Annotated in this window: 7 protein-coding genes; 3 read left to right on the top strand and 4 right to left on the bottom strand. The window is 46.0% G+C overall.

Annotation, left to right across the window (positions count from 1 at the left end; genetic code table 11):
* Nucleotides 1-10: 10 nt before the first annotated feature.
* Complete coding sequence (locus ECHVI_RS11215) at nucleotides 11-6682, bottom strand: type I polyketide synthase (protein ID WP_041738572.1); 6672 nt, start codon at nucleotides 6680-6682, stop codon at nucleotides 11-13.
* Nucleotides 6683-7222: 540 nt separating this feature from the next.
* Here ECHVI_RS11215 and ECHVI_RS11225 point away from each other — a divergent pair.
* The gene (locus ECHVI_RS11225; RefSeq protein ID WP_015266109.1) at nucleotides 7223-8692 is read left to right on the top strand and encodes a DUF5687 family protein; all 1470 of its coding nucleotides are present in this window, start codon (nucleotides 7223-7225) and stop codon (nucleotides 8690-8692) included.
* A 9-nt stretch (nucleotides 8693-8701) separates the two neighbouring features.
* Nucleotides 8702-9421, top strand: a complete 720-nt coding sequence (locus ECHVI_RS11230) for an ABC transporter ATP-binding protein (RefSeq protein ID WP_015266110.1) — start codon at nucleotides 8702-8704, stop codon at nucleotides 9419-9421.
* 180 nt (nucleotides 9422-9601) lie between these two features.
* Here ECHVI_RS11230 and ECHVI_RS11235 read toward each other — a convergent pair whose 3' ends face one another.
* Complete coding sequence (locus tag ECHVI_RS11235; RefSeq protein WP_015266111.1) at nucleotides 9602-11674, bottom strand: S9 family peptidase; 2073 nt, start codon at nucleotides 11672-11674, stop codon at nucleotides 9602-9604.
* Nucleotides 11675-11863: 189 nt separating this feature from the next.
* Here ECHVI_RS11235 and mscL point away from each other — a divergent pair, with 189 nt between their 5' ends.
* Complete coding sequence (mscL, locus tag ECHVI_RS11240) at nucleotides 11864-12280, top strand: large-conductance mechanosensitive channel protein MscL (RefSeq protein WP_015266112.1); 417 nt, start codon at nucleotides 11864-11866, stop codon at nucleotides 12278-12280.
* Nucleotides 12281-12363: 83 nt separating this feature from the next.
* Here mscL and ECHVI_RS11245 read toward each other — a convergent pair whose 3' ends face one another.
* Nucleotides 12364-14442, bottom strand: coding sequence for a helix-hairpin-helix domain-containing protein (locus ECHVI_RS11245; RefSeq protein WP_015266113.1), 2079 nt, complete (start codon nucleotides 14440-14442; stop codon nucleotides 12364-12366).
* A complete protein-coding gene (locus ECHVI_RS11250; protein ID WP_015266114.1) occupies nucleotides 14439-15266 on the bottom strand; it encodes a PorV/PorQ family protein in 828 nt (275 codons plus the stop codon). The genes ECHVI_RS11245 and ECHVI_RS11250 overlap by 4 nt, the downstream gene beginning before the upstream one ends.
* Between the last annotated feature and the right edge of the window lie 20 nt (nucleotides 15267-15286).

Here is a 15286-nt window from a genome sequence, read left to right on the forward strand (position 1 = left end):
GACAATGGACTTAGGCGGTTTTAAAAGCTAGCTCAAGGTATTTCCCTGGACGCTCTGGGTCTGGGACAAACCAGGCGGCTTTACCTTCCGGTGTTTTGCCCAGTTTGGCGCCAGGAACGGGCGGTTGATCTTTGGAAAGTACGTCGGGAGAGGCTTGGAAGCCTTCAGAAAGTCCCGGTACGAGGGCATCCCAGAATGTCGCCGAAGCAAGCTGTTGGAAACCGCTTTTGATGACCGTTAGAATAAGGTCAGTATCTTCGTCTTGGTAGGCGCCTGTAGCAAAGCAGGGGAAGCCATCATAGATGTGAAGCCCTTGCTCTCTAAAGGTGGCAAAAAGCAATTCTGTGTAGGGAAGCTCTTGCTTAAACTTGATTTTCCATAAGGAACCGAAATTGGCCACGTAGGCCGGGATGTTGTGTTCTTCGAAGAAACCGTTCAGGCCATCGGCAAGTCGCTGGACCTTGGCTGCCAGATTCTGTTGGAGTTGACCATCGTCCTGTTGGATATACTCTAAGGAAGCTTTGGCTGTAGCAAGGGCTAGCGGATGACGGACAAAGGTTCCGGCAAAATAGGTGACGTCTATCTCAGGAACGGAGGCGTCGCCGTACTGCCAATGTCCTCCGTCCAGCGCATCCATAAATTCCGCTTTTCCTGCGATGACCCCAATGGGCAGCCCTCCGCCAACGACTTTGCCATAGGTGGCCAAGTCAGCTTTGATGCCAAAGATCCCCTGTGCACCTTGTGGATGCATCCTGAATCCGGTGATCACTTCGTCAAAAATCAATGCTGAACCGACAGCAGCGGTGATCTCCCGAACTTTCTTCAGGAAATCTACCGGTTGGAATTCCGGCCTTCTGCTTTGGACAGGTTCCACCAGCACGGCAGCGATTTCATCTTTTCTTTCTTCGATGATCCGCAGGGTTTCCGCTGTTCCATAGTCAAGGATGAGGATGTTTTCGACCGATTCGGCCATGATGCCGGCAGCAGCCGGGAAGGATTTTAAGCTCTTCGTTCCCCGGACGATGACTTCGTCAAATATCCCATGATAAGACCCGTTAAAGGCCACGACAAGCGATCGTTGGGTGATGGTGCGGGCAATGCGCAAGGCGCCCATGACGGCTTCAGAGCCCGTGTTGCACAGGGCAGCGCGGTCGTGGCCGGTGATGTCACAGATGAGTTTGCAGACAGCTCCGGATAGCTCATGCTGCGGCCCAATTTCATAACCTTTTTCTATTTGCTCTTTGAGCGCCTCATCGATAAAGTCAGGCTTGTGGCCAAATAAAATGGAGCCAAAACCATTCAAAATGTCCAGGTATTCATTGCCGTCAATGTCCCAAATTCGACTTCCTTTTGAGCGGTTTACCACAAGGGAGTAAACCGTTTCCTTGATGCTTGGGTTGAATCCACTGACCACCCGCGGATCTGCCATGTGGCTCCTGTTTTGTTGGGTGTATGCTTTGCTGGAGGCTGTTTTGGAAGTGTACTTTTTGGTGAACGCTTCGATAAAGTTTTGCTGCTTTTCAGGGAGGCTTTGGCCGTTTTTGTCGATCCGGGCCGTGGCTCCAAATGGCTTTTTCAGGTTTTCAGCATCTTCTTTGCTTAGCGTCACTGCTGGTTTTTTGGCAGGAGATGGCGGTGCTGCGGGAGCATGGCCATTCAGGTGGGTGTTTGGTTCCTGCTGGGAAACGGCAGCAGCGGGCACGGCGGAGCCTTGTAGAAGCGCCAGCTGTTTGGAGAGCAGTTCAAGTTGTTGGCCAATAAGCCCGATGGCGGAATGGTGATTTGCCGAAGGATAGGTAGTGTGCGAAGGGACAGCCTGCCTGTTTTCGTTTTCCGCCAAGGGGGTGGTTGGTGATGGAATGGGAGAAGGCTCGGCAGCAGGTTGGAATTGATCCGCTGGAAGTGCTTCATCCAAGAAATTCACGAGGGCATTTACTGTGTTGACCTGGGAATTAAGTTGCCTAAAGGACAGGGGTACGCCAAATTCTTTTTTTAACGCAAACGATAATTGTGTGAGCAAAAGCGAATCCAGTCCCAATTCTAGAAATGAACTGTCACCAGGTTGGTGGTCGATGTCCAGACCGGAGAGACGCTCAAGTACGTCAACGGCTTTTTTGCGAAGAACTTCTGTTCTCATGGGTGTAGTAGTTTTTTTTCCGTTAATAATGGGAGTGTTTTGAGCAGGCTGTTGCGAAATGGGCGCTTTTACTGGAGGATCTATCCAGCACCTTTTCCTATCGAAAGCATAGGTTGGGACCTCTTCGAGGCGGATCCGTTTTTGCCCAGCATAAAATCGGTGCCAATCAGGTTTTCCGCCTGACAGGGTGATTTCTCCAAGATTCCCGAGAAGTTCTTGGTAATGGTTCTTGTCACTTTGCCGGTTGGTACTGTGGACGGTTACGGCATTTCGGGCCTGCTGATGTTGTTTGATAAGTGTGCTAAGGACATTTCCTGGGCCAATTTCCACGAAAATAGTGTTCGGATCTTCTTCCAGTAAGTGCTCCATGGCCGGCGAAAAGCAAACGGCCTTGCGCAGGTGTGCGGTCCAGTACGGTACCGAAGTGGCCTCCTGATCGGTCAATGGTTTGGTCGTGACGGTAGAGACGATGGGGATCGATGGAGCACTCATGTTGGTCTTTGCCACCTCTTTGCCAAAGTCGTCGAGTACAGGATCCATCATGGAAGAATGAAAGGCATGACTTGTGAACAGTTTCTTGTGCAAGATGTTCTCTTGGTCAAGCAGGGAACTGATGTGGGCTATCGCTTCTGATGGGCCGGCAAGTACGCATAAGTTGGGTGAGTTTATCGCGGCCAGCGAAATATCACCTTCGATGAGGTGCTCTATTTTACTATGGGGAGCTCGAACGGAGAGCATGTCCCCACCGGGTAGGGCCGCTACCAATTGTCCTCTTTTGGCTACTAGCCGCGTGACATCCTCCAAGGAAAATACGCCTGCCAAATGCGCCGCTACAAACTCCCCAATGCTGTGTCCGACCATGGCTGAAGGGGAGATTCCCCATGCCATCCATAGCTTGGCAAGGGCATACTCTATGGCAAATATGGCGGGCTGGGTGTACCGGGTATTTTTTAAGAGGGCTTCGGCTTCTGCTGTTTCCGCTGCTGGGCAGATGATGTCCAAGAGTGGCCTGTCCAATAATTTATCGAACAAATTGGCACATTGCGTTAACGCCTCCCGAAAGGCCGGAGCCGATTCGAACAGGTCTTTGCCCATGTTCAGGTACTGTGCACCTTGGCCCGGAAAAACAAATACCGTGTTTTGAGGTAACTGCTTGACGGTCTTTTGTCTGGTGGTAGTGTTGTTTTTACGGACCAGCTGGGAAAGAAGATCGGCGCTATCCTTGAAGGTGAGGTATGCTCTATGGATAAATTGGTGTGGCTTCAGGTTTATGGAATAGCAAAGATCAGCCAGGTTCATCGTTGGGTTTGATCGAACCAGCTGGAGTAATTTATCCTTGTACAATTCAAGGCTGTTTGCTGTTTTCGCAGAGAAGCAAAGCAGGTGATAGGGAGAGGTGGGAGCATCTGATGTTTCCTGCACCTGTGGGTATTCTTCTAGGATCACATGCACATTAGTGCCTCCGATGCCGAATGAACTGACCCCGGCCCTGCGCGGAAATTCAGCCTGCCATGCGGTGGTGGCTCCATTGATGTAAAAAGGCGTGTCTTTTAAGTCGATTTGCGGATTTAACTCTCGAAAGCCTACCGTGGCGGGGATTTTTTGGTGATAGATGGACAGGACGGTTTTGATAAGTCCCGTGACCCCTGCTGCGGCGGTAAGGTGACCGAAGTTGCTTTTGACCGAGCCAATGCCGCAAAAACGGTGCTTCTCATGCTTGCCGAAAGCCAATTTTAACCCTTCGATTTCGATGGGATCACCTAGCGGTGTGGCCGTGCCATGGGCTTCCACATAACTGATAGAAGAGGGGTGGAGCTCCCCGTCCTCCAAGGCTGCCTTGATGACATCTGCCTGCCCTTGGATGCTTGGGGCGGAAAAGCTGCCTTTGGCATTGCCGTCATTGTTGATACCGATGCCCTTGATGGTAGCATAGATTCTATCCCCGTCTTGGATGGCCATGTCCAAGTCTTTTAGCATGATGGCTGCTGCTCCGTCACTAAAAAGGGTGCCTGAAGCGGAGGCATCAAAAGGTTTGCAGTGGCTGTCTTTACTGAAGATCGCTCCTTCTTGGTAAAGATGGCCGCTGTTGATGGGAGAGGTGATGGTGCTGCCCCCAGCGATGGCCATTTGGCATTGGCCGGTACGGATGCTCTGTACTGCTTGGGCTATGGCCAATAGAGAGGTAGAACAGGCGGAATACACGCTAATCGCAGGGCCTTTGAGGTCAAACTGGTAGGCCGTACGCGTGGCGATATAGTCTTTTTCATTCAAGGTCATGACCTGTAGTGCCCCGTTTTGTTCGATCAGGTCAGGATTGCTTAAAAGATTCTTTTGGTAATAGGTGTTGTTGTTGGTGCCTGCAAAAACCCCTGTTTTGTAAGAAGGGGTTGGATGGAGCGGTGAGGTTTTCTCCAAAAGCTCCCAAGCCAGCTCCAAGAAAAGGCGTTGCTGTGGATCCATCAAGGCTGCTTGATGCGGAGTAATGCCAAAGAAATTTGGGTCAAATTTATCCGCATCTTTGAGAATACCCCTGGCTTTTACATAATTTTCATCCTTTTTAACGGCCTCAGCGATCCATGGGTCCAGCGCTGCTTCTTCGAAGGTGGTGACGGTTTCCTTTCCTTCCACCAGATTTTTCCAGAAGGTGTCGATATCGTCAGCGCCGGGGAATCTGCCGGTCATGCCTACAATGGCCACTGCCTTTTGTGCAGGAGTTCTGGTAGCCACATTTGTGCCTGGAGCAGTGGATCCGTCCTGAGAGAGATGAGCGGTCAGGGCTTGGATGGTTGGATGTTGGTAGATGCTGGTGACCGGAACGGTAAGTCCAAGGGCCAAACGTATATCGTTTGATAGTTTTTGGGCCAAGAGGGAGTTGCCGCCAAATTCGAAGAAATTGTCAGAAATGCCGATTCTATCGAAGTGGAGTACTTGCTGAAAATATTTGGCCAGCTTTTTCTCCAGAGTGGTTTTAGCAGGTACTATCGGCGCTTCGATCTTTTCACGTTTATTGATCGGATCAGGCAGCGACTTGCGGTCAATTTTTCCACTGGATGTTTTGGGGAAAGCTTCCATTTGGAAAAAGATGGCTGGAATCATGTATTCCGGTAGGCTTTGTGCCAAATGCTCGATCAACTGCTTTTGAGTGGGCTGTTGGTTTGGTGCGGGGATATAATAGGCCACCAAGTATTTTTGACCATCCTCGTACATTTTTGCTTGAACGGCCACTTGATAAATGGCTGGATATTTACCAAGGACTGCTTCCACCTCTCCAAGTTCGATCCGGTGACCACGGATTTTCACTTGGTCATCACGGCGACCAAGGAAAATGACTTCTCCTGCTGCACTGATCTTGGCGATGTCTCCGGTTTTGTAAGCACGTAGTGAAGGTTTCCCTTTGATGCTGTCGAGGAATTTGAATTTTTCTTGGGTAAGGGCAGGTTGCTTGAGGTAACCTGAAGCAAGGCAATCCCCCGTAATGTACAGTTCACCTTCCGAGCCCTGTGGCACAGGTTGCTCGTTTTGGTCCAAAACGTATAATTCAGTGTTGTCAATAGCGTAGCCAATGGATGGTAAAGCAGGCCAAGAGGAGGTGTTTTCAGGGTTAAGGGTCAACTGAGAAACCACGTGGGCTTCGGTGGGGCCATATTGGTTGTAGAGCGTGGCGCGGTCAAGTTGGGAGAAAAAAGCAGTGATCTGTTCAGTGATTTTAAGCTGCTCCCCGGCCGTAATTACTGCCTCTAGGGTTTTTGGATACAGTTGGTGTGCCACGGCAGTATGAGCCAAAGATTGTAAGCTAACAAAGGGAAGGAAAAGCCGGTTGATCTGTTTTTCTTCCATCAGCTGAAGCAGTGCAAATGGATCCTTTACGGTTTCTTCATCCAATAAATGGAGGATTCCTCCAGTCGTCAAGGTGCTGAAGATTTCCTGAAAAGATACATCGAAGGTGAACTTTGAAAATTGGAGCGTATTCACGCCCACATGCTTGTTAAATTGCTTTTTCTGCCACAAAAGCAGGTTTACCAGGGCTTTATGGGGCATACAAACCCCTTTAGGCTCACCGGTCGATCCTGAAGTAAATAAGATGTAGGCAGTATTATCGGTCGAAAAATTGACCGAAGGAGAGAGGATGGGGTACGCTGATGATATATTTTCTCTGATGTCCAGCAGTGGGATTCCTGCCAGGGTTTCCAGAAGATCTCCCTGGTCAGTGATCATCAGTTTGACTTCTGCTGCTTCACAGATAAACTTCTTACGTTCTTCGGGGAATTCTGGTGCAATGGGGACATAGGCCGCCCCACATTTTAAGATGGCTAGGATCGCCACCATCATTTCAGTTGACCTGTGCACACAGAGACCAACGGTGTCCTGGGGAGACACCCCTTTTTCTATCATTAAATGAGCAAGTTGGTTGCTGTTGTCCTCTAACCTTTGATAGGATATTTGATCCCCTCCATAAGAGATGGCAGGTTTCGAGGAAGCAATGATTGCTTGCTCTTTAAATAGGTCCACGATGGTCATTTCGGGTATAGGGTTAGTGGTATACATAGCTAAGGAGTATATTCCTGAAACGCATTTAGCGTGAAGTAGGAAATTGTAGTAGTGTTCTTTTTATAAAATTAAATAATTTTACACAAATAAAAATGTATTTTGAATTATTAAAAACGAATAATGATTATTTTTTTGTAAGCTTGTTTAGTTGTAAATATCGATTGTATATATATGATACCTGATTTTTTGTTGATAAAAAACAATAACTGTTTGGTTATGATATTTTATGGTGAAAAATTGGTGATTTCTTCAGGGGTTACGCGTTATGTTTTTGTTAATTACCTGTGGCTTAGGGATGTAAAAGGGAGTGGTGATCATGATGGAAACATGAGGGGAAGTAGCGGGTTACCGAATAGTGTTCCTATAACGCTACCCTTTGTTTTGAAATTTTATTTCGTATATTAAATGGCTAATGTGTAATCTGACCGTTTTATTGTTTTAACTACCAGATTCGCGTTTTTTATTAGGCTTTTTAAGCGCTGAAAGCATTAAGTTTATTTGTATAGATAAGTTTCCAAAACCCAAAAGGGATCCATCATGATAAAACATCTCGTCATACTTCAGTGGAAATCGTTTTTTAGGTCGGCAGCCTTTTCTTCCAATTTGGCAATCAAGATTTTGATGGGGTTTGCGGCACTTTATATGATGCTGAGTTTTGGCTTCATGGGAGTGGCTACCTTTTACATGCTTGAGAAGATGGAGCTGAATGCCTTTGAGACAGTCAATAGGTTTATGGTTTATTATTTGGTTTTTGACTTGGTGGTCAGGTATATGTTGCAGAAAATGCCTGTCGTCCAGATAAAGCCCATGCTGTTTTTGCCCATTAAAAAGTCTACCATCGTCCAGTATAGTATTTGGAAAACCATCCTTTCTTTTTTTAATATTATCCATGCATTTTTCTTTATTCCTTTTGCGGTTGTCCTTGTGATCAATGGATATGAGGCAGTACCTGTTTTGCTGTGGATGGTGGGGATTTATGCGTTGTTGTTGGCCAATAACTTTATTAATATTTTCCTGAATGGCGTGGATGCTGTCCTTTTTTCGGTACTGGGATTGCTGGCATCTTTAGGATTGATCCAGTATTACGGGGTATTTGATTTGTCCATCTATACAGGTCCTGTTTTCCAGTCTTTTTATGACCTGCCGTTGTTGGCATTCATTCCTGTGCTTTTTATGCTGACCGTGTATTGGGTAGCATTTAAATATTTCAGGGAACGACTCTATTTGGATGCAGGATTATCCAGCAAAGTGAAGGAAGCGAAATCTGAAAATTTAGCCTGGCTGGATCGCTTTGGAAGCATCGCTGTGTTCTTGAAAAATGATATTAAGCTCATCAAGAGAAACAAACGCTCGAAGACCACTGTGTTGATGAGTGTCATGTTCCTGTTTTATGGGTTGTTGTTTTTTACCAATTCCATTGAAGCATACCAAGGGCCGGCATGGAGGATTTTCGCGGCGCTATTTGTGACAGGAGGATTTTTGTTCAGCTTTGGACAGTATGTTCCCAGTTGGGATAGCTCCTATTATCCCTTGATGATGAGCCAAAACATCCGTTACCGCGATTACCTTAATGCCAAATGGTGGTTGATGGTGATAGCAACGGTCGTGTCGACCATCCTGGCTTCTTTCTATGCATACTTTGGATGGGAAGTTTACTTGGCCATTTTGGTGGCAGGGATCTATAACATCGGGGTGAATTCCTATATGGTACTTTGGGGAGGGGTTTACGTACGGACACCCATTGACCTTTCCAGCAATAAGGGCGCCTTGGGCAGTTCCCAAGCATTTAATGCCAAAACTTTGTTGCTGACGATCCCAAAGCTATTATTGCCCATGGTGTTATATGTCATCGGCCACTTTACTGTAGGCCCTTATTTGGGGTATTTGCTCGTGGCGATATCAGCAATCCTTGGGTTTGCTTTCAAGGAAAAGGTGTTCAATTTGATCGAAAAAAACTATAAAACCGAGAAGTACAAAACCCTAGCAGCGTACAAGCAAAAAAGCTAATTTGAGAATATGATTAAAATAGAAAATCTATCGAAACGATATGCAGAAGATTCAGTTCTGGATATTGATGCCTTAGAAATCCCCGCTGGAGAGATTTTTGGCCTTGTTGGAAATAATGGAGCAGGGAAGACCACGCTCTTTAGCTTGCTGTTGGATCTTATCATGCCAACCACCGGGAAGGTATTAAACCATGAAGTACAAGTAAACATCAGTGAGGACTGGAAGCCTTATACCGCGGCATTTATCGATGAAAGCTTTTTGATTGGCTACTTGACTCCCGAGGAATATTTTTATTTCATAGGGGAACTTCGAGGCATGAACAAGCAGGATGTCAGTGAGTTTCTCTTACCCTTTGAAGATTTCTTCCATGGTGAGATCCTTGGAGGTAAAAAATACTTGCGGGACCTATCCAAGGGGAATCAAAAGAAGGTCGGGATCATTGCTTCTTTTTTGGGCAGGCCTAAAGTAATCATCCTCGATGAACCTTTTGCCAACTTAGATCCTACGACCCAAATTCGCCTTAAGAAGATCATTGCCCAATACAAGGATGATCCAGAAGTGACCTTGTTGATCAGTAGCCATGATTTGCTTCATGTCACTGAAGTCTGTCAGCGCATTGTGGTGCTGAATAAAGGGAAAGTGGTTCGGGATACTAAAACATCCGATGCCACACTCCGGGAACTGGAAAGCTTCTTCGCAGAAGAAATCCAGTCCGCGGAAGGGGAATGAGTAAATTTTACCGTCATCCGTATCCAGTGATCAGCCTTTCATGGCGAAGGTAATCGTTAATTCCAGCCAATGACGATTGGGCTAGAATACCGGTAGATCATTAGCAGAAATACGCCTTATGATTGCCCTGTGCACAGGGACATTCTACTGATGACATAAGATGCCCTTGGAGCTGTTCAGTCACTCCGGTGGTTGATTTTGGCCTTTTTCTGCCAGGTCTAAAAGGAAGGCGTACTCCATGGCGGTTTCCTTGAGCGCATGAAATCTTCCTGAAGCCCCACCGTGTCCAGCATCCATGTTCGTATAGAGTAAAAGCATGTTTTTGTCTGTCTTTTCGACCCTTAGTTTTGCAACCCATTTGGTAGGTTCCCAGTATTGGACTTGGCTATCGTGTAATCCTGAAGTAACCAGCAAGTGAGGATATTCCTTTTTTTCGACATTATCATAAGGGGAGTAGGACAGCATGTAATCATAATATTCCTTGTTTTTCGGATTGCCCCACTCGTCAAATTCCCCAGTCGTGAGCGGAATGCTTTCATCAAGCATGGTAGTGACCACATCCACAAACGGTACCGCTGCAATGACGCCCTCATACAGATCGGGCCGCATGTTGATGATTGTCCCCATCAGCATGCCTCCTGCACTTCCGCCCATGGCGAATAGCTTTCCAAGGGAAGTGTAGCTTTCTCTGAGGAGATGCTCGGAGCAGGTGATGAAATCGGTAAAGGTATTCCTCTTTTTGAGCATTTTCCCGTCATCATACCAGTGCCTTCCCAATTCCTGGCCACCCCGAATATGGGCAATTGCAAATACAAAACCTCTGTCTAGTAGGCTTAGGCGGCTTGAACTGAATACGGGATCAGTACTGAATCCATAGGATCCATAGGCGTATTGAAGCAGAGGATTGCTGCCGTCTTTTTTGAAGGTAGCCGTCTTGTAGACCAAAGAGATAGGGATTTTGGTCCCATCTTGTGCAGTGGCCCAAATCCTTTCAGATTGGTAAAGTGATGGATCAAAACCTCCCTGTACTTCTTGTTGCTTGAGGAGCACTTTTTCCCGTCTTACCATATCATAGTCATAAGTAGAAGAGGGCGTTGTCAGGGAATTATAGCCAAAGCGTAACGTAGTGGTGTCAAATTGAGGATTATAGCCTAACCAAGCGGCATAAGTCGGATCATCAAAGGTGATATAATGATGGTCAGAACCGTCCAAAGGGATGATTTGGATTTTAGTCAGGCCATTAGAGCGTTCTTCAAGCACTAGGAATTGACCAAATACCTCAAATCCTTCCAGTAACGTGTCATCTCGATGAGCGATGATGTCTACCCATTGGCTCTTGTCCGGATTTTTAGTGGGTGCTTTGACCAGTTTATAGTTTTTGGCATGTTGGTGATTTGTCAGGATTAAAAAGTGATCTTCAAAATGCTCCACACTGTATTCCAGGTCACGTTCCCTTTCTTGGATAAGGTGGAAGGGAGACGTCGGATGATGCGCATCCAGGTAGCGGATTTCCGAAGAGACGGTGCTTTCGCTGACAATAAAGATATAGTCTTTGGATTTAGACTTGGCCACATGACAGGTGAACGTCTCATCAGCCTCTTCGTAAACCAAAATGTCCTCTTCCTGAGGTGTCCCGAGGGTGTGTTGGTAAATTTGATATGCCCTTAAGGTGTTGGGGTCCTGTTTTGAATAAAAGAGGGTTTTGTTATCATTGGCCCAGACCATATTTCCGGTTACTTCGGTGATTTGATCTGGGAGTGCCGAGCCGGTGCTGAGATCCTTAATCTTTATATTATAGACCCTCCTGCCGACATGATCCTCTGCATGGGCAAGCAGTTGTTGGTTATAGGAAAGGGTTACCGCATTGACGTTAAAATAATCATGTTCTTTTGCCAATAAGTTGACGTCCAATAAAATTTCTTCCGGGTGTTGTAGCGAGCCTTCTTTTCGGCAAAAGACAGGGTATTCCCCTCCCTTGACAAATTTCGTATAGTAATAATAGCCGTCCCTAAAATAGGGGACACTTTCATCGTCCTCTTTGATGCGGTTTTTCATCTCCTGATAGAGCTTTTCCTGAAGTGGCTCCGTATGGGCCAAACTGGCTTTTAGGAAGGCATTTTCCTCATTCAGGTATTGGATGACTTCAGGATTTTCCCTTTCATTCATCCAGTAGTAAGGATCTCTCCGTGTATGCTCATGGTAAGTGATGTCCTGTATTTTAATGGGAGCCTTAGGGGCTTTTATAGCTTTCATAGATGATCTTTCATTGTAATTCGGAGCAAAGGTACTGTCTATGAAAAAATAAACCTATCCATCCTCTAAATTGATCGGAAGTGAGGCCTGTCCGGAATGGAATAGTAAAAATGTATTTAAAATTTTATGATGTAAATGATTGATTATTCAAAAACAAATTATATTTAAGGGTTTTATAAAGTATATCATATGGGTTTCGTACAGGAATTTAAAAAGTTTGCCTTAAGAGGCAATGTTGTTGATCTCGCTGTAGCGGTCATCATTGGAGGTGCTTTTGGGAAAATCGTTACCTCCTTGGTCAATGACGTGATCATGCCTCCAATAGGATTGGCTCTTGGTGGCGTGAATTTTAAGGAACTGATGGTGGTCCTGAAGGAACCTTCGGTCACTGCTGATGGAGTGGAAGTGGCGGCAGTTGCCATTAAGTATGGCGCATTCATCAATACCATTGTGGATTTTTTGATCATTGCCTTTGTGATTTTCATGGCTATTCGCACCATGAATAAGCTCAAAAAGAAAGAAGAAGCCAAGCCTACACCTCCTCCTGCACCTTCAAAAGAGGAAACCCTGCTTACCGAAATAAGGGATATCCTGAAGGCCAAGTAAGGTGTTAAATAGGGTCCGATAAGGCGGTCTCATAAATGGGAAGTTCGATGTGGTCATTTCTGCTATAGCTTTGACCACGCTGTCTATCGGTTAAATTGATAGCGGACCTGAAATGTCAGTTCAGTCAGGTGAGTGTTTTCCACTTGTTGAAGACCACTGCTGATGGTCTCTCTGTCCGTGTAGACCGTCCTGGCCCACCGAAGCCAGAGGCTTAGTTTTCTTATGGGTTTAAATTGGGTTAGGAGATAATAGCGCATACCTTGACCATAGTAGCTTGGTATGGAAAATGCCCAAAGGACGTTTTTCTCATAGACATATTGACGATTGTCGTAATCGTCTGTGTCAAATAAGGCGATCCTGCCACTCCATTTCCACTTTTTGAAAGCAACATTCAAATCTTGGACGATGGTATAGCCCTTAGTAAGGTCTTGGTGGTAATCAAAAGAACTCATCTGGATCCTCGAACGCATGGAAAAATGTTCGCTGATTTTCATGTCAAGGTTAAGCAGGTAGTTGTGTTTTTTGCCGGTTTGGATCTGATAAGTAGTCAGGTCATTTTGTGAGGCAGTGACATTACGGTCTTTTACTTCTTCACGAATTTGAAAGTATAATTCCATTGATTTGTTGGGCGTATAGCTGATGCGTTGGAGCCATTCATGACCAGAGGAAGGCGCATATACGCGGTACCGCATCCATGGAAATTTAAACTGGTCATAGTATCCACTCCATTGGAGTTGCTTGGTGGGATGGTAGCTTAGCCCAAGGTAAATCCCCTTTTCATTGATCGGTCGAGAACCTTCCCCAAAAGCATTTCCGTAGAAGCTGTGAAAATTTCGGTCGTAATTCCTGATATGCAATACCATATCCAATTGCTTGCTTAAACTGCTCATGATTCCCGCCACATAGGCCACACCTTTGCTTTTTGATATCGCTGTTTCTCCAAAAAAGAAATGATTTTGGTAATTGTAGGAGAAATAAGCACTGTGCAGATGGTTGGTTTGGCCCCTGAATTCGAAGCCATTATAATTTCGGAGATCCCTGATGTAAGGCCATTCAAAATGGGTTAGCAAGCTATTTAGGCCAATTTGAAGGTTTCGGTCATTAGAAGAATAGTTAAGGTTTATGCCGATGTTTTTTTCGTGAGCAGCAGCTTTCTTGCTGATTTCGGAGGCGGTCCTGTGGTAGCCACTTGAGGGGAGTGAGGTGATGCGATATGGGACAGCACTGGAGTCAATATTGGCGTCTCTGGCGACCGAAGAAGCCATGATGGATCCTTCAAGCCGCCCCTTTTGGTACGTGGCGGAGATCCCTCTGAAATATCCCGTTTCCATGGAAGAGGTGTAGGGCTTGATGCCTGTCGAACTTCTTCGGGTAGTGGTGATGGTTTCGGCTCCCTTGCCTACCGAAAAGCCCGCCCCGAAGATCAGTCCTTGTCCGTATTGTGCTTGGTAATCACCGACGGTAATTTGCTTCCAAGGGCCTTTATCGTAAAGGGTGAGGTGATAGCTCAGGAAGTTAAACCCGTATCTTTTTGAGGAAGGATCCCAAGTAAATACTTCTCCTGCATCCCGATCCATGGTAATGCCAATGCTAAAGTCTCCCGTGTGCTGGCTTCTTAGCCTGAGGTACTGCGTGCCTGGAGTTCCTTGGTACCTGCTGGTAAGCGAGCCGTTTTTCAAGGTATCTGGAGGAGTGAATCCCTTGCGCTCTTCCAGGTAAATACGGTGTCGGTAAATGAGGTAAGCCGTTTTTTCACTTAATATCCGTTTGGGCAGTTTATGGGCGTATTTTTTGGTGTTTTCCCCCAAGGTGACAAATGGCACAAGCTTCTTGATGGTTTCCCGATCGAAGCCAGGAATGGATTGGAGCTCATAGATGGATAGCAGTTTCCCATAAATTTGCTGATATGTGAAAAAGTTACTCACTTGTAACGGAGTGAGGATGTAAAGCGATTGGAGGTCATCCGGAGAACAACGGTTAAGGTCAATAGGGTTTAAGTAGCGCTGTAAAAGGTTTTCGTATAGCTGCTCATAATTCAGGTCTTCTTCCTGAAGTGAGAAAAGTTCTTCAGCGAATGCTTCCACATCAAACTCGGTCTGAGCTTGAGACGTTCCGAAGCAAGTGAGGATGAAGATAAGGAGAAAAGTAAACCATACTTTCATAGCGATCCAATCGTATAGTTCAAAGAAAAATGATGGGTGAATCCCAGTTGGTGGTTTTGGGCCACTGCATAATCAAATCGAAATCGCTTTGGGTTAAATCCAATACCAAAATGGAGATTGGAGGGGTTGGTACGAACGCCACATCTCGCCCAGAAGCGATCGATAAAGTTATATTCCAATCCAAACTTGGCCACTGCCGGTAATAGAATGTCCTTTTCAGCCTCCAATCCAATAAGCAATTTTCCTGAAAGTCTATAAGAGAGCCCCACCTTTACAATGGTGGGGAGGTAATCTTGCGAATCCCTGCTCAATTGGCTCCTTGAAAAATTATAGATGTGCGCTCCAAAGGTAAGCTGAGGACCGAGTACAGCCGTCCCGCCAAATTCAAAGACAGGCACTCCATTTCTGCCATAGCCTGAGATATTGGTCTGTAGATAAGTCGCTTTGATGCCAAAGCTGGCGATGCCCATTTGGTTGGCATAGCTTATTCCGACGGCTTGTTGATTGAATAACTCCCCGCCATAGTGTGATAGTCCGATGCCAAAATTTCCTTTTTCCGTAGCCATAACCGCCCCTGCACCCAAGGTGGTCAATTCATCTAATCCTAATCGGTGATCGTAGCCCACTACGGCCGTAGTAGTACTTGCCCTTCCCATGGCACCGGGATTGTTGAAAATACTCCATGCATCAGATAGTGTCACATGTGCATGGGCCATTCCATAGCTTCTAGCGCCTTTCGCAAAAATCTCCGAACCATGCTGTCCATAGCTGAAATAAGGACTGACAAGGAAAATACACGAAAAAGCATATAAAATAAACTTCATAATAGTGAAAATAAACAGTT

Source organism: Echinicola vietnamensis DSM 17526 (assembly GCF_000325705.1).
Classification (GTDB): domain Bacteria; phylum Bacteroidota; class Bacteroidia; order Cytophagales; family Cyclobacteriaceae; genus Echinicola; species Echinicola vietnamensis.